Raw genomic sequence first — 21582 nt, 5'->3', positions numbered from 1 at the left:
TCCTTCAGACGGTTAAGCCTGTTGTCTGTTTTCCAGCAGTTCTCTAGCGGCACCTGTTAGCTCACCCGCCGCTAGCACGTCAACTCGTCTCTTAGCTCTTTCTGCCAATGGCGTTGGCGATGCTTCGATACTTATCAGAGCGTGCAATAAGGCTTCTTGTTCAGCCGAAGGAACCACAAGCATGGCCTCTGCGAGGGTCAATCCCATCTTCTGAAGTGCAGCGTCGCTATGTGACAATAAGCGAGTGCTGAGTTCCGCTATGTCTCGCCACTGATATTCCCCCAACAGCTCAGGCTGGGCGACAATGGCATAAAAAACGGGACCATATCGCAATAAATCTTCTGTTTTTAGCTCTTTTCTCCAATCTCCAAGAAGACTCCCGAGCAGGTTTTTCAGCTCTTGAGGGCCAGAGAGCGACTCTTTAAGTGGTTGAAGGGCAGCTGCGGCTAGGTCTCGAGTGGAAACGTCTGAACCCCGCAATAATTCGAAGTACTCGCGCACGAATTCTCGTTCTCTATCTGGGGATGACTTCGTCAGCATCTTCGCAAAAGCATTCAATAAAATTTCCTGCCGATACGAGCGTGCTGCGTTTGATCTGATGAGTTCAAGACACCGATGTTGGAAATTATTCGGAAAATCAGCGTTGAGTCTCTCCATATATAGATCTGTGTATTCGAGCCATTTTTCTAACGCCACGTCATCATTGACACTAATCGCGTCGAGAAAGACTTCGTCTATCGAGTCGGGCGGGAGATACTCCGAATAATCGAGGCAAAGCGAAATGCGTTGCATCGTGTGTTCCGTCGGGGCTGGAATTTCGTTTTTTAGAGAAGTCAGCTCTTGTTCTACAGCGGCTTTCAGTACCTCAGAAGTTCGCGGTGACTGGATGGCCATCACAAACTCTAGGTTCTTCCGTAACGGCGCTACATCTGTCAGACTTCGCCAAACTCCCAACAAAAATTCCTTCGATGAGATGCGAACGCTTGGCTCTAGTGAAATCGCCGCAAAAATGATGGCGACATCACACAGACGCCTCTTACTCTCTTCGTCAGAAAGACTCTTATATAAGGGTTGCAAAGCAAGCCAAACTTGAGGAGCACCTGCAGCTGCGGCCAAATCGTGTTTAAGCTCTATCGACTCAACTACGAAAGTGAGTTCAGGGCTGAACCCAGCACCAGGTACGATTTCCTTCAAATATTCATTTAGAGTTTGTACGAAAGGTTCAGTGTAGGTCGTGGGATTCCAATTAGCAAACAGAATGCTCCGTCTGACCGTGTTGTTATCCACGTCAAAAAGTCCGGGAACTGTGCCAGTAAGTATTTTCTGAAGGAGGCTCTGTGACGGGATAGTGACGCGAGTGTCGAGATCGGGGTCAAGTCTCAGCTGCTCAATTGCGTTTAGTCCTTCTTTTGTTCCACTCCACGATGCAAATTTATCGTTAAAAAGATCAGCGAACTGGATCCGATATTCAGGGAATCGATAAATAGCCGTTACCAGCGCGACAAAGTAGTCGGGGGGCGAAGGGAGTTGAAGCAGTTTGATCGCTGTCTCGTACATTTTCATGATGTTGGTGAATTGATCCTGACCCGCTTCCTGTGCGCACGTTAGCAGTTGGTTCGTCTCTTGAGTAAGCACTCCCATGGTGTCTCGATGCAGCAATGCGTTCGTGACAGCGCTTGCTACGCGTTTGGAATCGGAAGCCGAGAAGACCTTCGCGACACAGTAAAGTCTGAGGGTTCCCATTATCGTGCGCTGCAGAAACCTTCTGGTAGTGCGGTTCAATTGATCTACTACTAAATCGGCGGTCGCTACTCTCTCCGTAGGGTCAACTATCCCAGCGGCTATCTCATCGATTAGCGCTGGCTGACCCTCAATTAGGGCTGTCCCAAGCTCCGATCCGCGCGGTATTTTGATCTCTGTATTTGTACTTTTCAGTGAAAAGAAAACGTCGGCGTGAAGCATCTTAATGTCTCGGGTACGTTCGAAGATCTGTCTTAGACCGGGATAGTCGGATTCCCACGTTTCGAGTCCCATCGCCTTCAGTTCGTCTTTCTCGTCCACGGAGTCAACTGAAGATTCAAGTGCAGCTTTTTCTAGCACGCTATAAATGCGAGGGGTTTCAACGATACTTGCAAAAAGATCAGGATAGGAGTCTTCAATGAGAACGGCTTTCGCTAATTCGGGTAGGGTCGTGTCAACTATCTTAGGCATCAATCCTGCAGATTCGCGAGCCTTCGCAATTTGATACTTCATCGCAAAACTGTTGAGAAAATGCTTCATTTTCCTAACATCGCGACAGTTTGCTATTACGGCGATCTGCACCACTTCTTCGGGGATCTTGTTTTCTCTGGCGGTTGTATTCGCAAAATCCACCAAATCTGTATTTCTGATCGGAGGTATCCTCAGACTGATATTGAAATATTTCCGAAGCGACTCGTCTTGATAGCCACGCTTCTGGTTTGGCTCACTAAACACCTGAACAATAGTTTTGTCGTCGCACGGAACAATGAAAAAGCAATTCTTTTGGCCGATAAAGTTTTTTGTCGAGATTAGTATGTCCTGAACGACCTTGGGTTCACAGCGATCGAGGTCGTCGATTACTATCACTGCCCTTTTCCCGTTGAGCGCTTTACTGTCGATCAGCTTCCCAAACTCTCGTTCAAACTGTTCCGGGAAAATTAGTTTTGGATCGTGTAGAGGGGCCTCCTGAAAAAAGAAAACATCTTCGAATTTAAGTTGGGAAAACCAGACGAATACTGCTGGACCAATCGTTACAAGCAGCAAAGAGGAGACGATTGGATTCTTAGCCCATGCCGCCAAACCCTCTGCCAAAAGGAGTGTCAGACAGCCAACTAGGAATCTTGCGACTGCGCTTGAGCGAAAAGCAAACTTTACCTTCAGTGCATCCCGAAGAACCTGGGTCAAAGCCGCGACGGTGTTATCGTGCGTCTGCTTTAAAACATCGGTGTAATTAAGTTGTTCAAGTCGTGTGATGTTGTCATCACCGGGATCATAAATTTGCTTTGCTACTTCGAGAAGAAATTGACGTCGAAACGAATCTCCCGAATACTTCCAGGCGTTAAAATAGATCGGCTTCAGAGTGTTATCTGACCGTCCATCGATTCTCCTAAACAAAATGTTGACGATCGTAGACTTTCCGATTCCCCATGAACCAAAAAGGCCGATCGAAAGTGGCGGATCATTGTTGTTGATGAGAGTTAATAAACGTATCGGCGAACGCCGCGTGGTAAAACGCGTCAGATTTTGTATCGAATGAAGAATCGTTATCAAACAGTGGCTCGTCCCGAAATACCTTCAATTTCATCAGGGAAGACAACTTTTGCGCATCGGCTTGCGCCACGTGTTCTGCTGGCTCTTGGGGCACCGTATCACCTCGAAGATATCTATAATGCGCGAAGGTCGCTCAACGTGCTCTCGTCGCACACGTCGGAACTAATGTTTTGCTTTGAGCGATAGAGAACGCGGTGCGGAATGCTTTCGCACAGGAGAACGGAAAGGCAGGAAGATCTCATAAAGCTCCGCTGAGGAGAAGTGTTCGAGTCGGATAATCGTACCACTAGCTCCGTTGGACTCCCGTTCGACTTTGCGGCCTAGAAGTTTCTTTAAGCTACCCTTGAACTATCGACAGCCCTCTTCGCGGTGGTGTCGTGCCACGGTCCACCACGCAGCGACTTGATGCCCATCCCATTTAGGTCCGCAGCGATCCGCCTCCAGGTCAGCCTAGCGTCGCGCTTCTTCTTTATCGTCTCGATCACTTCATGCGGAGGCTTGTTCTGGCTTCGAACTGCCCTTGCCTTTGATAGGGAAGCCTTCCAGCGAGGATTGCCGAGCTTCGTGCCACGCGCCTTCGCTGCTTCGAGTGCGGCCTTGGTGCGTTCGGAGATGGCCTCGCGCTCATGCTCTGCGACAGCGGCGAGAATATGAATGGTGAGCTTGTTCGCGTAAGGCATATCGACAGCCTGAAATTCGACGCCACTCTCCATCAGGTTCGCAACGAAGGCGACGTTACGGGCGAGACGGTCTAGTTTCGCGATGACCAAGACCGCGCCATGCTTACGAGCGTGTTCTAGGGCCGCTGCTAACTGGGGTCTGTTGGCATGACGTTTGCCACTCTCTACTTCTTGAAATTCGGCTAGAAGGCTGCCAGACCCTATGAACCTACCCACAGCGGCCTTCTGCGCCTCTAGGCCCAGCCCAGACTCACCCTGACGGTCTGTAGAGACCCTGTAGTAGGCAACAAACTGCTTCTTTTTCGTCATTCTAAGTACCCCTGCGCTCTATTGTAACGGAGGTTTCAATTAGGCGCATTGTGTGCCTTGATTCAAGGCGTCGAGGCAGCCGAATCAGTTTTATTGCTCTTCTCGGCGATGTCAGCAACGCTTAACAAATTCCAGTACTTATTACCTGCCCGAGAAACCGGGTAGACCGAAAAGACCTGGATCGTCTTGATCTCGCTTACAACCTGCACAGCTCTGAACAGGGCTTGATCGCTTTCTCCCGGTTCAAGTGTCATCGCCTTAAGTTCTAGCTTTATCAGCGGCTCAGGAACTACGGAAGCGCTTGTGGGCGTTGAGGCGGCTTCAGCTTTGGGATTTATTTGCCTTAGTTCCATTCGCCCAGGTTCGAGTTCTACCTTCACCTTCCCAATGTTCGTTGCGCGGACGTCAACCGTGACCAAGGTCAGTCCAGGGTCGCCTTCCACAAGTCTGTGAGTGACTGTTTGTTCTAGTTTAATTTGAGGTTTGATAGATCTTTGCAACAAAAACCAGTAAGCTCCAGCGGCGATTGCCAAAATTGTCGCCACCCCTTGTACGATTTCGATCCAGAGTTTCAAAGTCGCCAAATTTGAACTTGGCTCGGTCTCCTTCAATTTTTTCATTGTTCCTCGATCGAACTCATGCTGATTTACTGATTCGGCTTGTCAGTCTTTGGCGTCTTGGGAGGGGAGCGACGACCAACCACCGGGGGGTTCGCATTCGCAGAGCCATCGTCGGGTTGGGGAATTTGAAAGCTGTCACCGTTGCTTCGGGGGCGTGCCGTGCTAGGTGCAGAAGGTGATAGTGAGGGTGGTGGAACTCCCGACGAAGCGTTGTAGGCTTCTACTACCTGCTCGGTAACATCAGCACTTTGGTTGGCCCACATTATGTCGTTCTGCTGTCCGCTAACGTCTAGTAGCAGCGTGTACCCATTCTTACTAACGTAGTCCTTCAGCGTGGCGGAGAACTTTTTTGCAACCTCGCCGTAAGCCGCTTGGAGATCTGCATTGTAGGCGTTCTGAGCATCTGCAGACTCGTGGTTCAGTTCTCTCTCCTTGACTTCGATATTTTTAACCTGAGCAGCGCGCTCTTCTGTGGATAGGGTAGTGGATGCGCTATTCAACTGTGCTTTGAGCGAATCGATTTGTTCAGAGAGAGCGGCGAGTTGATCCTTCTTACGTTTGTACTTGGCTTGAACTTCTTGAACGGCACGCTGACCTTCGTTAGTTGCGAAGACCCCTTGCTCGAAAGCGACGAGCCCAATTTTTTCAGGAACTTGCTTCGCTGGAGGAGGAAGTGCTGTCGTCTTCGCCCCCGAGTCCGAGCTCGATGCATTTTGACTTTGGCCGAGACCATTTGCCCCAGTCAACGCAATCCCGATAATGGCGACAATCATCGAACGAAAAGTCATCGAAGACCCTCCTTGAAGGGTATTGCTTACAAAGGGCCAGGGAAGCCACAAGCTTTCTCATGAACTGGGTTCCACCCAACTGTCTTTGTCTTGTCGTAATTCAAGGACATTATCAGCTTATGAACCGTTGCCATCAAGCTGCAAATTACCTTGCTAACCTACCTTCCTAGCGGGGCAGAGCTTCGATTGTCGGCAAATTGTCGCTCCCTCCCCCTATCCTCGGAGCTACCAAGTGGACGTGCAACTCGGGTGCTGCGCCAATAGGCTCTCCGTCTAGGTCCATCAGGTCTAGTTCACCTCGCCGTGAGGTGTTCGGTTCCGTTACCGCGATGATGGCGTTGAGACATGCTGAATCTCCTCTCACGGCCCGCTTGATCGTACTCAGGGCAAGAATCTCAGCCCAGGTCGTGTTGCGCCCTAATCCAACGGCCTCGCAAACTTCGAGAGGTGCTGGGTGAGATAGCCTCGCTCGGAGTGCCTTCGAAAACAATCTGTTCTCGTCTTTTGGACGCCCCGATGGGTTGCCGCTCTGTCCTTTCTTGAATGCCCATTTTGCGAGTCGCTCGCCAGCCTCCTTAGCAAGAGGCGTGCCTCTTCGTTTCTTCGTGGGTAACGGTGCCTCTATCTTGACCGCGACTGCGACCTTCTTTTGCTTCGCCATATAGTCGTTCCTTTGTGGCTGATTACGGTGCGTCTACGCCGCTGAATGCAGCAATTCCGAATCGCGCCTACCGCTCACCTCTGAGGGCCTTGGCGCTGCGCTCTTCTTCTTGCAGTGCTTCGCGGCTCTTTCTTTCTCGCTCTTCGGCGACGCAGATCAGCCGCCAGAAGGCTTCGGGGTCCACAGGGCGATTATCCTCAAAGGCGGCATCATAGAGCGCGAGCCTCTGAGTGATTGAGGCGCATCGACGCCACTGGGTACGAAGGGGCGACTCATTCGGCTCTGGTGGAAACAGATCGGCTTCAATGGACTCTACGAATCTGATCAACTTATCCTCTGGGGTTTGCATCACGCGCCTCCTTGGGCTTGCGGGTTCGAAATTGAATATCGTGCAGTAGGTCTGAAGCCAACTTGAAATACGCTTTCTGTTTCATCGGGTCAACGAGTCCAGCGGTCCACACGTAATTTAGTGTGAATGCCACGAGTCTCACTTTCTTTTGTTTCAAGCTCTGCTTCACCAACGCACTTACCTCCGATAAAAATTCGTCCGAGGGTGCAAGTCCTCTCAGCGGAAACCTGCATCCTCAGACGGTAGAGCGACAAGCGTGAGCGAGGACTAGTCACCACGCTGCGCTCTACGGGACACCCGATGGAAAGCTGCAAGCAAACATCGAGTGTCAACTCAAACTTAGGAGTGAGAGCGAGTACGGAGGACGAGGCCGTACTCGCTTTCGATTCGAGAACGCGAAGGTGAAGAGGCTTCGCGCTCTCGGTTTGTAGAAGACGGCACCAGAGAGGAGCCACCTCAACCGCCTTCTACGGGAATCGCGGTGCCGTTGACAAGACGAGAACACACCGCGATCCACACTCAAAAAATCAATCTTGTTCGGGCTTCCGTTGCGCAGCGACGCGGTCCCGGTCCCGGAGCCTTTTGGCATCCTCGTACTTCGTCTTTACCTGTTCGAGCGACATAAGGGCCTCCAGATGGCCGTTCATCATCAAGGTCAGTTGGGACACGGCGCGATGAACACCAGCGTTAGCCTGAGGCAAATGAAAACGCCCGCGCCACGCATCATGACGATTCGCAATTTCCGTCTCGAGGTTCTCGTAAGCACTTTTTTTCAGGGCTGGGAATGTATCAGCAAGTTTCTGTGCGTTCTGCACGCCTTGTTCGAGGCCAAGAAAAAACTGGTCTTCTATTCGCTGGCGGGTAGCCTTCTCGGCTGCCAAATTCCGCTGTGCTTTTTCAGCCTGTGCTGAAGCGATGATTTCGTCGAGTACAAGGTCCCGGTCAATGATGGTGTTGGTGCTCATGGCTCTCACTTCCTTTCAATTGGGTTGGGTGGTGCGTTGAAGTTGTCGTCGCGGCTTACATCTCTTCGTCGGATTCGCCAACGATCTGAGGTGGGCCGCTGACGGGGTAGTTTGTATCTGCAATGCCAAAAGTCTCGGGTGCGGACCACTCCTTCGGCAAAGCGGGAATCTTCGTGGTGAGTGGCGCAGAGACGGGGAGGTCGTTGGAGTCTTGAGGGCGGTAGCCGTATTGAGAAAGAGTTTCTTTGTCGCTCATGGTGTTCCTTTCTTCGGTTGGTTGCGGTGGTCGTGTGGGGTGTCCCACACAGTTATGCCTATGATGTCTATGGTCTGTATGCTCACGGAGGGGAGAAAGGATAGAGAAGATAGACATCAAAGTGTGTATAGAGAGTTTTGGTTCCCATAATCATTCGCCCGCCCTCCGTGAAAACTTTGAAGGTGGGTTCAATTCCCAGAGCCACGGACCACTCTCTCCCTTCCGCGTTTTCTTTATGCCGCCACGAACAGAGGCGCGGTCGAGAGCGTTTTTGTTGAACCCACTATTCTTCACAAGATCGTTGATGAACTTAGGACCGTCCGCTAATGCCTCGCGCAGATAATCCTCCGCGTCATCGACCTGGGTGCGACGCTTCGAGCTTTCGGGAGCGTTCAGGTCAGCGAGAGTCAGCGATGACTTCCCCTTCCACACAAGACGGGCTGCGTCATCTTTCCCCTCGATAACAAAGCCGAGAGGCTCGGCGCAAACCCCGATGTTGCTTTTCGTGTGAAAAATGGCACGGTTTAGAGGGTCGTCGGATGCTGTGCCGACCCTGAGAATTATTCGCATGGCACCGGAGATATCGGTGCTTCCAAGACCTGCGTGTATGTTTCTTCCGGTGTTGCTCTTAGCGAGGTGCCGAACGATGACGATGCAAACGTTCATCTCGGCGGCGAGCTTCGCTAGAGCATCCAGTAGAGGCCGCGTCTCGTTGGCTTTGTGGCTGTCAACGTTCGCACCCATGTAACTTTGCAGTGGGTCGAAGACGATATAACGAGCGTTAGTCCCTATAATCGCGGCTCTGATCGTGGTGGTGTCTGAAAGTGTTAGTGATCGTTTCGACTTGTCTTTGTTGATGACTCCATTGAGAAGGTGAATGCGTTTCATGTTCGCGCCCATTGCCGTTAGTCGGGCCACGAGAACATTGGGGTGGTTTTCGCAGGACACGATGATCGAAGCGACAGGCTTGCATGGTGCCTTCGTAAATGGATCTCGCCCATTTGAGAGAGCCGCTGCGATGTATAGCTGCACCCATGTCTTGCCTTCACCGGGGTTGCCTTCGATCCCAACCAGCATCCCGAGTGGCAAGCGAAGCGCCGAAAGATATTCGATCTCCGTTGTTTGAATGTCCGCAAGGCATTCGATGTCTGGCATACTGCCCGATGCGGGTATGGAACTCTGAATTGGCGAACCGCCGCAAATAGCCTTGAGGACCTCCGCCCCTAAGATATTTATGAAGTCATCCGGGCCAGTCTTTTTAGTCGTACTAAGGCTGGGAGCAAAGGCGACTCTTACACGTGCGCCGCGTCTCTTCATGAGAGCACCTCGGCCAACTTCTCTGCCGCACGTCGCACATTCTCATTCGTAGCTGCGTCCGAGTCATAGACGATGAAAACGTTACGGCCTTTCCATTTGATCTTTTGAAGCAGCGGAGTCAGAGTCTCGCCGCCGTAGGAGTCCACCCCACCCAGCCCAATCGTGACAAGGCCGTGTTTGTTCATCACGATGGCTTTGAACTCTCCTTCAGTGATGTAGATATCTATCTTGTGATCCTTGAAAATCTTCGGCCAATCTCGTGTGGGATCGAAGTAAGCCTCGGTGCCAGTTCCGGGCGGTTGAGAATAGCGTTGGAGTTTTCCCTTGGTTAGCGGCGGGTCGAAGTAGCGCCCACGGAAGATTTCAAGCCGTCTATCAGACAGCGCATCAAAGTAGGGAATAACGATGGCGGGTTTCGCTGGGTGAATCCGCATCTGCCTCACCACATTTGCGTCGGCTACAGTTATGCCTCGATCAGTAGCGTCTTGGCGAGTAAGCCCGCGCTCTGCGAGGTCTGCGTCGAACAACTCATCGAGAGTTGGTTCGGTCGTCGATTTCTTCTTCGTTGCCATCACGGTCCTCGATCTGGGTTGCCTTGGGCGACTTGTGGGGTGTCGCCTCTCGTTGGTGTCGTCCGCCGCATCGCGGCATGATTTACTTCACGCCCTCGCGCATCACTCGCTCGGCTTCATCGAGCGGGATCAGAAGTCGTCCCCGCTTGCCTGCGGGTTTCAGACAGCCTCGTAACTTCCCCGCGTAGTACCAAGCTCTCCATGAGTGTTTGCTGTACGGGTAAGGGCCTTCCAGTTCGGTTGGGGAGGCATATTTGCGCCCCTCTAAGACCTTTGCTTTCGTCGCATTGCGCGTTATTGCTGGTGCTGTGCTCACTGTTTCGACCCCCTAAGCCCTTTTATCTGCTTCACTGCGGCACACAGTAGCAGAGTTTTCGGGGTAGATCAATAAACATTTCGCAATAATAGAAATGTGCGATAAACTTTTCTCGATGAAAAAGAAGCGTACTGAACCACTCAGACCAGAACAGAACACGATGCCTGTCCAGGCGACCGCTCACGAAGGCGATGGCGATCTGTTCAACGCTCCCCAGCACGTCGTTGATCTGCTAAACGGCGGCTCGGAGCAGGACACCAAGTTCGACCAAGACCTTCGTGCGGAGTTACGCATTTGGGTAGATGACTGGTTGAGATCGGGACCAAACACCCGCTTCATGTTGGGCAGCCTAGACCCCGACAGGTTGCAGAAATTGCTAACCAAAAACTACTGCCTGCTCGTGGCGACTAATGGAGGCCGAATGTTGGCGCAACCTTTCTTCGCTTTCGAAAGCAGCACTCCGGATGAGATCGCGTTAGCCACCTTTAGGCAATTCGTGACCCACTCAGATTGCGAACTTCTTTCTGGTCCCTGCGCGACATGTCGCAAATATTTCATAACGAAGACGAGACGCGCTGGAACAAAATACTGCTCACGAAAGTGCGGGTCCGATCTCATAGCGAAAACGGCGATCGGTTTGCGAAACAAGGAATTACACGACGAACTTCTCGCACTAGCAAAGGAGGCGTTGTCCCAGTACGTCGAAGAGAGGCCCGTGGCTACAAGTTGGCAAGAGTGGGTTCTTGCCCACTTGAGAGGGAAGGGGCACACCAGGACAGAAAAATCTTTATCGCACTGGATCAATGATGAGAAAGCCGAACCCGGTACAGGTCTGAAACTTCCACCAGAGATTGAAGCTCTACAGCAAGCCAAAAGCGTTCGCGTGACGTTTAAATTCGCAAATAAAAAAGGGGAGGAAAAGAATTGACTGTCTTCAAAAGAGGAAACGTCTATTGGTACAACTTCAAACGTGAGGGCGAGTACATCCAACGGAGCACGAAACAGGACAATCTTCAAGTAGCCCGTAATATGGAGTCGATTCACAAGGCGGACCCTCGCCAAGGGTGAAGTCGGCATCGTGAAGCGTAAGAAAGTTCCGGGGTTCAAGACCGCAATGAAGAATTTCCTTGAGTGGGCGATGCAGGAGCACCAGATGGCTTCTAGCAGCGCGGAACGCTACCGCTACAGCAGCTTCGCTTTACTGAAATTCTTCGGAGATAAGCCGCTCGACAAGATCACGCCAGAAGAAGTGGAGCGATATAAGACCTCACGTTCATCTGAGTTCAAGACGGTACGGGGCAAAGATAAGAAGCGCGTTCAGACCAAGGAGCGTCTAAGGCCAGCCACGGTCAACCGCGAGTTGGCTTGCCTGCGTGCGATGTTCAATCACGCAATCAAGGGCGATCTGCCTCTAAGAAATCCGATCAGCATGACGGCGGCGAAGGCCTTACGGGAAGATAACGAACAAACCCGCGTACTAACTTACGAAGAGCAAGATAAATATCTGGCCAAGGCGACTCCGACACTCTGGGATGTTGCCACGATCATGCTCGAAACAGGTATGCGACCAGAAGAGGTCTACAGAATCCAGCCAGAGAATGTTCATCTAGCCGAGGACTATCTATTCAACCCCTATGGAAAGACAAAGGCCGCGAGGCGTCGTATCAAACTCACAGCCGCGGTCAAAGCTATTCTCGAACGTCGCATGACTGAGGTCACGACGAGAGTTCCGAAAAATAAAGCAGAAGGGGCATACCTCTTTCCGTGCGAAGCAGACCCAACGCGTCCGCTTCCAGGTATCCAAAGCCCACACGCACGAGCATTGCGCGAAAGCAAAGTGAAGCCGTTCCGCCCGTACTGCTGCCGCCATACTTTTGCGACCCGAGGAATCGAGTCGGGCATTGATCTTGTGACACTCGCAGCGATGCTGGGTCACTCAAAAATTAATATGGTCATGCGATATGCTCACCCGACACAGGAACACCAAACGAAGGCGATGAACAGAATGGAACAGTATGTCGCAGAGCAGAGAATCGCATTCGCCGAACGCAACGCAGCGGCTGTCTCGCAGGCTATTCAGTGACTTTGTTCAAATTCGAACCTTGGCGGGTGGGCACTACAGTTATCACTACATTTGAACGACGCCCAACAGGTATATGGCAGCTAAGTCGTTGATTTTATTGGAGCACCGAATGGGATTTGAACCCATGAATACTGGTTTTGCAGACCAGCGCGTTAGCCACTTCGCCATCGGTGCCTTGTTCCCCCACTTTATGATGCGTAGCGGGTGCAGCTCTCACTCTACTCCGGTTGAGCCACTGTTCGTAGATAGGGCTTTACCGTTTTGTACCCGGGAAAGATCTTATTCGCATCTTCGTTGGAGACGGCACCGGTGATGATCACGTCGTCGCCCTGCTTCCAGTTTGCTGGCGTCGCTACCTTGTGCTTGGTCGTCAGTTGCATCGAGTCAATCACGCGAATGATCTCATCGAAGTTGCGCCCTGTCGTCATGGGATAAGCGAGCGTTAGTTTGATCCGCTTGTCCGGCCCGATAACAAAAACAGTGCGTACGGGAGCATTATTGGCTGGCGTGCGCCCCTCGGATGTCTCGCCCGCATCTGCGGCGAGCATGCCGTAGAGCTTCGCAATCTTCAGCTCAGGATCACCGATCATCGGATAGTTCACCTTCGACCCACCGACGTCTTCAATATCGACTACCCACTTCTCGTGGTTAGCGACCGGATCCACGCTAAGCCCGATGACCTTTGCTCCACGCTTCGCGAAGTCGCTCTCCAGGTTGGCTACAGCACCCAACTCGGTAGTACACACTGGGGTGAAGTCCTTCGGATGTGAAAAAAGAACAGCCCAGCTGTCACCAATCCACTCATGGAAGTGAATGGTGCCTTGTGTGGTATCTGCAGTGAAGTCAGGAGCAAGATCGTTGATGCGGAGTGACATATTCGATTCGCCTTCTTTGGGGTTTACCCAATCCTTTATTCAAAATAACTAGCAGCTAAACTTGCTTGGTTGGACTACAGGCTCAACGTAGAAAACCCACCCGGCATATTCGCTCTGGGTGGGTTTCTGTGCTGCTCGAAGATTTTGCTTCGATTAGCTCATCCACACACCCACACTGGGCTACAGCAACAGCAGCAGCAGAGAGTGGGCATCGTGTTTGGCGTCATCGTCATGGCTAAATGTTTTGTACCGCTGCCAGCTAAACTGACACGAGGCCGGTTCGCCCCATCGCGGTCTTTTCAAACCATACTTCTGAGGAGCCTCCATGTCAAATGACGATTCCGCTACTGCGCCTGCAAGAGCAGCCGTTCCGGTCCTACGCGCCTTCGATTTCGCTCAGGTCGACGTCTTCGCCGAACGTGCCCTCGAAGGTAATGCGCTCGCCATCTTTACCGACGCCCGTGGACTCTCCTCCGATGAGATGCAGGCTCTGGCTCGTGAGACTAACCTTAGCGAGACCACCTTCATCCTCCCGCGTTCTAAGGAGATCGAACGGGAGCGAGGCATCCAGGTTCGCATCTTCCTCACCACCGAAGAGGTACCCTTCGCTGGTCATCCAACTCTGGGCACAGCGAGCTGGCTCTACCTGAATCATCCAACTCTGCGTGGCGCAGAGAAGATCACTCTCGATCTTGGCGTCGGTCCCATCTCAGTTCGCTTCCAGGCGCCACAGCCTCACGAGGTTGGAGTCTTCGGAACCATGCGGCAAAACGATCCGACCTTCGGCGAAGCCCTCAACAGCTCAGACATCCGCGCAGCCCTGGCTCACGCGCTTAGTCTGTCTCTCGAAGATCTCGATCCTCATCTCCCCGCGCAGGTCATCTCAACCGGCATGTCTTTCTGCATAGTCCCTCTGCGATCACTGGAGGTCGCAGCTCGCCTCCGTACCACTACACAAAACACTAGTCCCTTTCTAGAAAGCGTCGGCGCAAAATTCTTTCACTGCATCACACCGGCAGAAAAGAACTCAGGAGCGCAATGGCACGCACGCATGCAGTTCGACTCCGGCGAAGATCCTGCGACCGGATCTGCCTCCGGCTGCACCATCGCTTATCTTGTTCGTCATGGCCTCGTTGCCAGCGGTCAGAAGATCATCCTCGAACAGGGAATCGAGATGCTTCGACCCAGCCGCATTCATGTCAGTGCGGCCATCGAAGAGGGCATCGTCACAAAAGTGTTCGTCGGCGGCCGCACCATTCCTGTTGCAAGCGGACGCCTTTTCCTGCCGTGATGCACTCGATTTCAACAGGAGCACATCATGAATCGTCAATGAATATGGGCATTTTCTCCACGTCGGTGGATGTGCAAGCTCTAAGTTTCGCTATCTTCGCCCTAACTTCGCCGCTTGCCAACTCACCTGCTCGTTCGTAATGTTGGGAAGCGTTGACGACGACGTTGCATGCAATATGCCTCGCCGTTGGAGATGATTGCTTTCGCCTGTTTTCTGACAATTTGAGTTGAGAGAAGCTCGACTGCCCCGCAGTCGCGACTCCCCAGCGCAATCTCGCTGTCTGCACACGCAGTGAGGTCGATGCCAGCATCCCTGGCATCGACACTCACTTGTACTCGCAGCAGAAGGATCTCTTGCGTTCCTGGAGCCGCGTGGCAACCTGCACGGGCACAAAGCCTCTCTCGCACCCCGCGGTTCGGCAGCTTATGCTCGCTGGACAGTTGGCCCTGATCCTTCGTGGAGCAGACAGGAGAGTTTTGCTCATTCCGTCTTCTTCCTGCGGGAGCAGCCGACCCGCTACGCGCCGAAGGCCGCATTCGGCCGAACCACGGGGCAGTTTTGAACCTCACCAGACCGGCACGTCTGCAAACCAGCAGCCGCGTCAGACTGGCCCATCGGCCGCGAGTCACCACAAGGTGGCGTCCGGCAGAAGCGAGACTGTATGCGCCCCAAGAAAACGATCCTTTGCGTAGATGACAACGAACAAGTTCTCTCCGTACGCACCTTCCTTCTCGAAACCCGTGGCTACCGCGTCATTGCGACACAGAGCGCGCAAGAAGCTCTCGCGGTGCTCGACCAGTCTCTTCCCGGAACGCTGGATCTCATCCTCTGCGATCTCATCATGCCGCAGATGGATGGTAACGAGCTGGTGCGGCGCGCCAAGCAGCTTCATCCCGGCCTGCCCGCGATGATTGTCTCCGGCACCGTCAATGCCTTCGACCGCGCCGTCCATGCCGACGTCTTCCTTCCCAAGGGAGCATCTTCCCCGGCAGAGATGATCGAACGAATCCGAGTTCTCGTGGCCCGTAAGCGCGGTCCCAAAAAAGCTATCCTTGCCTCGCCTTCGCAATCCGCACACCTCGGCGGCTACAGACACGCAACAGCAAGCTGACAGACCTTCTCGGAACTCAGATCACAAGCATTCTTTTCGTGTGGACGAAATAGCAATCTACTAAGGCTGGGGCCTGAAGACTTCAGGCCTCGACAAGCCCATACTTCCTCTGCCACTGCATCTTCAGGCGCTCCCACACCACGTCCTTTTCCTCGCGCGAAATCTTAGGGTCGGGCTCCGCAACAAATCGAGCGGCCTCAATCTTAGCTAGCTCAAGCAGTGCACGATCACGTATCAGGTTGGCAACACGAAACTCCGGCATCCCGGCCTGCCTCGTACCAAAGAACTCCCCCGGTCCCCGTTGTTGCAGATCAAGCTCCGCCAGCTCGAACCCATTTTGAGTCCTCACCATCGCATCTAACCGAGCCTCTGCTTGCTCACTCACCCTACCGCCAGTCATCAGCACACAAAAACTCTTCGCCGCTCCACGTCCAACGCGGCCACGTAGTTGATGCATCTGCGCCAACCCAAACCGCTCCGCATGTTCAATCACCATCACAGAAGCATTAGGAACGTCCACACCCACTTCGATCACTGTCGTCGCAATCAGCACATCGAGATCGCCCCGCTGAAACCGTCGCATGGTGACCTCTTTATCGTCCGCGCTCAAACGCCCGTGCAACAGGCCGAGACGAAGTCCCTTCAGCGGACCCAGCCGTAATTCCTCATGCATATCCGTCGCCGCTCGTAGCGCCTTCTTCGGCTCAAATAGCTTTTCCGTCTTCATGGCAGACTTCGTACGTTTGGCCTTTGCCCCGCCGTCGTTGGAGGACTTCACCTTTTTGCCCATTGCTGTTTTGTTGTTATTCCGCAGCGCAGCGGAGGAATCTGCTTTAGCTTTTACACTTGCCTCACCAGCATCCTCTTCGACATCCTGCGGAAAATCCAGTTCCGGCTGATCGTCTCTTGCCCCTTCAATCACCGGATAAACAATGTAAGCCTGCCTCCCCGATTCGACCTGCTTGCGAACAAAGCTCCACACATCCTCTGCACGCTCTTCTGTTGTTCTTCTGGTCACAACTGGAGTCCGCCCCGGTGGCAGCTCGTCGATCACACTTGCGTCGAGATCGCCATACAAAGTCAGCGCAAGCGTTCGCGGAATCGGGGTAGCCGTCATCACCAGCACGTCAGGGTCAAGTGCTCCTGGCTTCTTCATCAACCGAAACCGCTGCTGCACTCCAAACCGATGCTGTTCGTCGACGATCACCAGTCCCAGCTTGTCGAAGTCCACCTTGTCTTCGATCAGCGCGTGTGTTCCGATTGCTAGATCCGTCTCCCCGCGAAAGATCTTTCCTCGCGCCTCTCGTTTGGTTGCGTCGTCGAGCGAGCCGGTGAGCAATGTAATCCGATACGGTTTGCCCGTGCGTGGCGAAAGCACATCGCCGAGTAGTTTTCTCGCGGAGAGATAGTGTTGCGTCGCCAGAATCTCTGTCGGTGCCATCAGAGCCGTCTGGTACCCATTCTCGATGGCGACCAAAGCAGCCTGCATCGCCACTATTGTCTTGCCCGATCCCACGTCTCCCTGCAGCAGCCGCCGCATCGGCTGAGGTCTGCGCATGTCGCCGGCAATCTCGCCCAACACCCGCTTCTGCGCAGCAGTCGGATGAAAGGGAAGTATCTGCTTGATTGCCTCCCGCACCCTGACGTTGGTCGCAAACGCCGTTCCTTCACGTTCCCGCATCCTGCGCCGCTTGAGTTCTAACCCAAGCTCAAGGTAAAAGAACTCCTCGAAGATCAACCGGCGATGTCCTGGCGTCGTCGCAGAGACTAACTCCACCATCGGCGTTCCAGCTTCAGGGAAATGGACAGCCTTCAGAGCCTTCAGCCGCTCAGGCAACGAGAGGCTGGCTCGCATAGCGCCAGGTAAGGTCTCAGCCTGACTTGCTGACTCGCTGACTTGCTGCTTTTCCAGTTCTTCGAACAGAGCCCAGACCACTCGTCTCAACCACTTTGAGCCGAGCTTCGCTCCCCAGGCCGTGGTGCCTCCTAATGACTCATACACCGGCACAATCCGGCCTACCTCAAGCATGGAAAACTCCGCATCCGTGCCGCCACCCGAGGGCAGCACTTCAAACTGCGGCTGAATCATCTTGAACTTGCCCGCGTTACTTCGCGAGGGCTCCAGCTTGCCGTAAAGCGCCACCATCTGCCCAACATGAAACTTATCCCTGAGATAAGTTCCGCGAAACCACATGCACTTCACGGTGCTGAGCCCCTGCCCAACCGTCATCTCAAACAGGGGCATACTCCGAGTTTGCAGCAGCGCCGACCCTCTCACCTCGCCGATCACAGAGGCCATCGTGCCCGCCTTAAGCTCGCTCATAGGAACAGGGTTCAGGCGATCTTCATACCGAAACGGCAGGTGATACAGCAGATCCTCAACCGTCTCAACGCCGCGTTTGGAAAGTTCGACGGCAATGCGCTCCCCCACGAGCTTTACAAACTTGATCGGTGTAGAAAGTTCCAGCACAGACCGATGCTACCAAGAACCCGCCACATCGAAGCACTCTCGCCCGCGCGTTATTTCTGGATAGCCAGAAGATATGTTGCAATAAAAGAATGCCAGCCTTTGAAGACAGCTCAGAGACCATAGTCGAGCGTAAAAATATCCTGCTGCATACGCCCCTCATGGCGCTCGCCGTAGCAGCCTTCGGCATCGGCACCTCCGAGTTCATCATCATGGGCCTGTTGCCCAATCTCTCCGACGACTTCCACGTCAGCATTCCCAAGGCCGGCGTACTCGTCACCGGCTACGCGCTCTCCGTCACCATCGGTGCGCCCATTGTAGCCATCGCCACAGCTCGCCTCGAACGCAAACTGGCCCTGCTGCTCCTTATGGGCGTCTTCACCCTCGGCAATCTCGCCTGCGCTGTCGCCCCCACCTACAACCTTCTCTTCGCCTCCCGCGTCCTCACCGCACTCTGTCACGGAGCCTTCTTCGGTATCGGAAGCGTTGTTGCAGCAAACCTCGTCCCCCGCAACCAGCGCGCCCAGGCGATCGCCCTGATGTTCTCCGGCCTTACACTGGCCAACGTCTTAGGCGTTCCAGCGGGAACCGCATTAGGGCAGGCCTATGGCTGGAGATTCGCCTTCTGGGCTATCGTTCCCATCGGCCTCCTCGCCGCAACAGCGGTCTTCTTCATGGTCCCCAAACAATCCCCGGGCTCCGGCGGTCTCCTCCATGAGTTCCGAGTTCTCCGCAAACCGCAGGTCCTGCTCGTCCTCGCCATGAGCGTCCTCACCTCTGCCTCGCTCTTCTGCGTCTTCACCTACATCGCTCCCACCCTCGAAGCCGTCACTCACGTCTCCCCGCACACCGTCACCCTCACCCTTCTGCTCTTTGGCGTCGGCATCACAATCGGCAACTTTCTAGGTGGCACCCTCAGCGACTGGCGTCCCATGGCCTTCCTCGTCGGCTCTCTGCTCACCCTCGTAGCCTCGCTCATCGTCCTCTACTTCGCCGAGCCTCACCTCGTCCCCGCCATCGCCACCATCCTCGTCTGGGGAGCCATCCAATTCGCTGCCGGAGCCCCACTACAATCCCGCATCGTCGATCAGGCTGCCGCCGCGCCAAACCTGGCCTCCACGCTCAACCAGGGAGCCTTCAACTTCGGCAACGCCACCGGAGCCTCTCTCGGCGGCATGATGCTCACCGCCGGTTACACCTACCGCCAACTTCCCCTAGCCAGCATCGCCGTCACTGTCATCACTCTCGTCCTCGCCATCCTCTCCGCTCACCTCGACCGCAAACACCGCGCAGCCCGCATCGCCGAGCATCTCTCTGTCCTTTAGCGAATCCATGCGGTCGAAACCCCCTGATAAACTGGCCTTGACGCATCAGCGCGAGAACCCATGCCCATCGTAGAACTGCAACATGTCCGCAAGGCCTACGACACTAAGATCGCCGTAGCCGACCTCAGCTTCACCATCGAACCCGGCAGCATGTTCGGCCTCCTTGGCCCCAACGGCTCCGGCAAAACCTCCTCCATCCGCATGATGATCGGGATCACGGTCCCCGACTCCGGCACCGTCGAACTCTTCGGCCAGCCCTTCAATCGCGACCTTCTCAAGCGCGTCGGATACCTCCCCGAAGAGCGCGGCCTCTACAAAAAGATGAAGGTCATGGACCAGCTCATCTTTCTTGGCCAGCTCCACGGCCTCGACGCAATCACCGCATCAAAACGCGCACATCACTGGTGCGACCGCCTCGGCATCATCCCATCCATCGCTAAGAAAACTGAAGAGCTCTCGAAGGGGATGCAGCAGAAGATCCAGTTCATCTCCACCCTCCTGCACGAACCCGATCTCATCATCATGGACGAGCCCTTCAGTGGCCTCGATCCCGTCAACGCCGTCCTCCTCATGGACACCCTCGTCGACCTCCGCAAACAAGGCCGCACGATTCTCTTCTCTACTCATCGCATGGATCAGGTCGAAAAGATCTGCGACAACATCTGCCTCATTCACAATAGCCATCTCGTTCTCTCCGGCTCCATGCGCGAGATCAAATCCCGCTACCCCGTCAACCGTGTCCTCATCAACTTCACTGGCGACGACTCTTTCCTTAGTCACCCAGCCATTCACTCCGCGAAAAACTACGGTGGCCACGTCGAAATCCGTCTCAACGACGGTGCCGACGCTCAATCCCTCCTCGCCGACGCGGTCCGCACCGGAGCCCGCATCACTCGCTTCGAAGTCATGGAGCCCACGCTCGAAGAGATCTTCATCGAGAAGGTAACCGAAGGATCTGCCGGTATCCCCGCTGGAGAAAAAGTAAATGCATAACATCTGGCTCATTGCCAAGCGTGAGTACCTCGAGCGCATCCGCACCAAGGCCTTCCTCATCGCCACCATCCTCATCCCGCTCTTTATGGGAGTCTTCGTCTTCGGCAGCGGCTACCTCGCGACGCGCACCAAATCCTCCGCCAAAATTGCGATCGTCTCGACCGATGCATCCTTCGCAACAGATCTGAAGCAGGAGCTTCAAAGTGGAAAAAATAGCAGCATGAGAGTCGACCTGCTGGCTCCCGATTCCCCGTCGAGCAGCGACGAAATCCGCGCCAGTCTTGATCACAATCTGCATGACAACTCGGGAGACCTCACCGGATATCTCGTCGTTACGCCTCCTGTTCCTTCCAGCGGCCGCCCCCTCTTCACCTATGTTCCCCGTTCAGCGGGCGACATCTCCACCGAGGACACTCTCTCCACCGCCATTCAAAACGTACTAACCCGTGAAGGCCTCACTCATCAGGGGATGGGCTCCGCCGACATCGCAGCGCTCATGACCCCAGTCAAGATAGACACCAGCAAAACTGGAGACAGTCGCGCCGCCTTCGGTGCTGCCTATCTTCTCTTCTTTCTCATGTACATGGTCATCATGCTCTATGGCATGAACACTGCACGTTCCATCATCGAAGAGAAGACGAGCCGCGTCTTCGAGGTCATGCTCTCTACCATCAAGCCCGAAGAGATGCTCGCCGGAAAGATCCTCGGCGTCGGTGCAGTGGGCATCACGCAGGTAGGCGTTTGGATGCTGGCCGCAGCCATCCTCGGTTCCACCTCTCTCGCAACCAGCCTCATCGGCACCGGCCACGCGCTCATCAGCTTCACGCAGATCTTCTTCTTTATCGCGTACTTCATCTTCGGCTTTCTGGTCTACTCCAGCATCGCCGCTGCTCTCGGAGCTATGACGAACTCTGAGCAGGAGCTCCAGCAGCTCAATATGTTTCTTGTCATCCCCTTGGCGTTCTGCTTTCTCATGATCTTCGTCATCGTGCATGCACCCAACTCCACCCTCGCGCAGGTCGTCTCCCTCATCCCCTTCTGCAGCCCTCTGCTGATGAACTTCCGCATCTCCCTCACCTCCGTTCCCCCCTGGCAGATCGGCCTCTCGTTCGTGCTCATGAGCCTGACCATCCTCGCGATCCTCTGGGTGGCGAGCCGCATCTATCGCGTCGGAATTCTCATGTACGGCAAGAAGCCCAACCTCCCCGAGATCCTCCGCTGGCTAAAGTACAGTTAGCCTCGCCGAGAAAGTTACACAAGGTACGAAGTGACCGCTCCGCGCGTACCGGGCCAGTCCGGCAGGACAACTCTTC

General features: G+C 54.1%; 19 protein-coding genes and 1 tRNA gene. 7 read left to right on the top strand and 13 right to left on the bottom strand.

The window, feature by feature from the left end:
* Positions 1-12: 12 nt before the first annotated feature.
* The 10 genes from GSQ94_RS08660 to GSQ94_RS08620 form a co-directional block, all read right to left on the bottom strand.
* A complete protein-coding gene (locus GSQ94_RS08660) occupies positions 13-3291 on the bottom strand; it encodes a P-loop NTPase fold protein (protein ID WP_158943151.1) in 3279 nt (1092 codons plus the stop codon).
* 332 nt (positions 3292-3623) lie between these two features.
* On the bottom strand, positions 3624-4280 hold the full coding sequence (locus tag GSQ94_RS08655; RefSeq protein WP_158943150.1) for a recombinase family protein: 657 nt from the start codon (positions 4278-4280) through the stop codon (positions 3624-3626).
* A gap of 62 nt (positions 4281-4342) precedes the next feature.
* On the bottom strand, positions 4343-4900 hold the full coding sequence (locus GSQ94_RS08650; RefSeq protein WP_158943149.1) for a hypothetical protein: 558 nt from the start codon (positions 4898-4900) through the stop codon (positions 4343-4345).
* A gap of 26 nt (positions 4901-4926) precedes the next feature.
* On the bottom strand, positions 4927-5688 hold the full coding sequence (locus tag GSQ94_RS08645; RefSeq protein ID WP_158943148.1) for an OmpH family outer membrane protein: 762 nt from the start codon (positions 5686-5688) through the stop codon (positions 4927-4929).
* A gap of 166 nt (positions 5689-5854) precedes the next feature.
* On the bottom strand, positions 5855-6349 hold the full coding sequence (locus GSQ94_RS21810; RefSeq protein ID WP_371417478.1) for a DUF5681 domain-containing protein: 495 nt from the start codon (positions 6347-6349) through the stop codon (positions 5855-5857).
* Between the two features lie 67 nt (positions 6350-6416).
* Positions 6417-6698 carry a hypothetical protein gene (locus GSQ94_RS08640; protein ID WP_158943147.1) on the bottom strand — a complete coding sequence of 94 codons (282 nt, stop codon included), beginning with the start codon at positions 6696-6698 and terminating at the stop codon, positions 6417-6419.
* 527 nt (positions 6699-7225) lie between these two features.
* A complete protein-coding gene (locus GSQ94_RS08635) occupies positions 7226-7663 on the bottom strand; it encodes a hypothetical protein (RefSeq protein WP_158943146.1) in 438 nt (145 codons plus the stop codon).
* Positions 7664-7718: 55 nt separating this feature from the next.
* Entirely contained in the window at positions 7719-7919 is a 201-nt protein-coding gene (locus GSQ94_RS08630; protein ID WP_158943145.1) for a hypothetical protein, read from the bottom strand.
* A 150-nt stretch (positions 7920-8069) separates the two neighbouring features.
* Positions 8070-9074, bottom strand: coding sequence for an AAA family ATPase (locus tag GSQ94_RS08625; RefSeq protein WP_158943144.1), 1005 nt, complete (start codon positions 9072-9074; stop codon positions 8070-8072).
* Positions 9075-9232: 158 nt separating this feature from the next.
* Positions 9233-9808, bottom strand: coding sequence for a DUF3854 domain-containing protein (locus tag GSQ94_RS08620; RefSeq protein ID WP_158943143.1), 576 nt, complete (start codon positions 9806-9808; stop codon positions 9233-9235).
* 410 nt (positions 9809-10218) lie between these two features.
* Between GSQ94_RS08620 and GSQ94_RS08615 the strand changes: the two genes are divergently transcribed.
* Both GSQ94_RS08615 and GSQ94_RS08610 read left to right on the top strand, forming a co-directional pair.
* A complete protein-coding gene (locus GSQ94_RS08615) occupies positions 10219-11052 on the top strand; it encodes a hypothetical protein (RefSeq protein ID WP_158943142.1) in 834 nt (277 codons plus the stop codon).
* A 150-nt stretch (positions 11053-11202) separates the two neighbouring features.
* Positions 11203-12207 carry a site-specific integrase gene (locus GSQ94_RS08610; protein WP_158943141.1) on the top strand — a complete coding sequence of 335 codons (1005 nt, stop codon included), beginning with the start codon at positions 11203-11205 and terminating at the stop codon, positions 12205-12207.
* A gap of 98 nt (positions 12208-12305) precedes the next feature.
* Here the strand turns inward: GSQ94_RS08610 and GSQ94_RS08605 are convergent.
* Both GSQ94_RS08605 and GSQ94_RS08600 read right to left on the bottom strand, forming a co-directional pair.
* Positions 12306-12381: transfer RNA gene (locus tag GSQ94_RS08605), tRNA-Cys, on the bottom strand.
* 44 nt (positions 12382-12425) lie between these two features.
* Positions 12426-13082: a peroxiredoxin gene (locus tag GSQ94_RS08600; protein WP_158943140.1), complete on the bottom strand. Its 657-nt coding sequence runs from the start codon at positions 13080-13082 to the stop codon at positions 12426-12428.
* 325 nt (positions 13083-13407) lie between these two features.
* On the opposite strand from GSQ94_RS08600, the gene GSQ94_RS08595 reads away from it, so the two are divergent.
* Positions 13408-14373: a PhzF family phenazine biosynthesis protein gene (locus GSQ94_RS08595; protein WP_158943139.1), complete on the top strand. Its 966-nt coding sequence runs from the start codon at positions 13408-13410 to the stop codon at positions 14371-14373.
* 661 nt (positions 14374-15034) lie between these two features.
* Entirely contained in the window at positions 15035-15484 is a 450-nt protein-coding gene (locus tag GSQ94_RS08590; RefSeq protein WP_158943138.1) for a response regulator, read from the top strand.
* An 82-nt stretch (positions 15485-15566) separates the two neighbouring features.
* On the opposite strand, the gene recG is transcribed toward GSQ94_RS08590, so the two are convergent.
* Complete coding sequence (recG, locus tag GSQ94_RS08585; protein ID WP_174240898.1) at positions 15567-17954, bottom strand: ATP-dependent DNA helicase RecG; 2388 nt, start codon at positions 17952-17954, stop codon at positions 15567-15569.
* An 89-nt stretch (positions 17955-18043) separates the two neighbouring features.
* Between recG and GSQ94_RS08580 the strand changes: the two genes are divergently transcribed.
* Genes GSQ94_RS08580 through GSQ94_RS08570 form a run of 3 tightly spaced genes read left to right on the top strand, consistent with a single transcriptional unit; the run spans position 18044 to position 21506 of the window.
* Positions 18044-19276, top strand: a complete 1233-nt coding sequence (locus GSQ94_RS08580) for an MFS transporter (RefSeq protein WP_254063744.1) — start codon at positions 18044-18046, stop codon at positions 19274-19276.
* A gap of 60 nt (positions 19277-19336) precedes the next feature.
* Complete coding sequence (locus GSQ94_RS08575; protein WP_158943137.1) at positions 19337-20269, top strand: ABC transporter ATP-binding protein; 933 nt, start codon at positions 19337-19339, stop codon at positions 20267-20269.
* A complete protein-coding gene (locus GSQ94_RS08570; RefSeq protein ID WP_158943136.1) occupies positions 20262-21506 on the top strand; it encodes an ABC transporter permease in 1245 nt (414 codons plus the stop codon). Before GSQ94_RS08575 ends, GSQ94_RS08570 begins: the two co-directional genes overlap by 8 nt.
* The last annotated feature ends 76 nt before the right edge of the window (positions 21507-21582 follow it).

Source organism: Granulicella sp. S190 (assembly GCF_009766095.1).
Lineage (GTDB): Bacteria > Acidobacteriota > Terriglobia > Terriglobales > Acidobacteriaceae > Edaphobacter.
The sequence above is the reverse complement of the archived record's forward strand: the minus strand, read 5'-3'. Positions and strand labels throughout refer to the sequence as shown.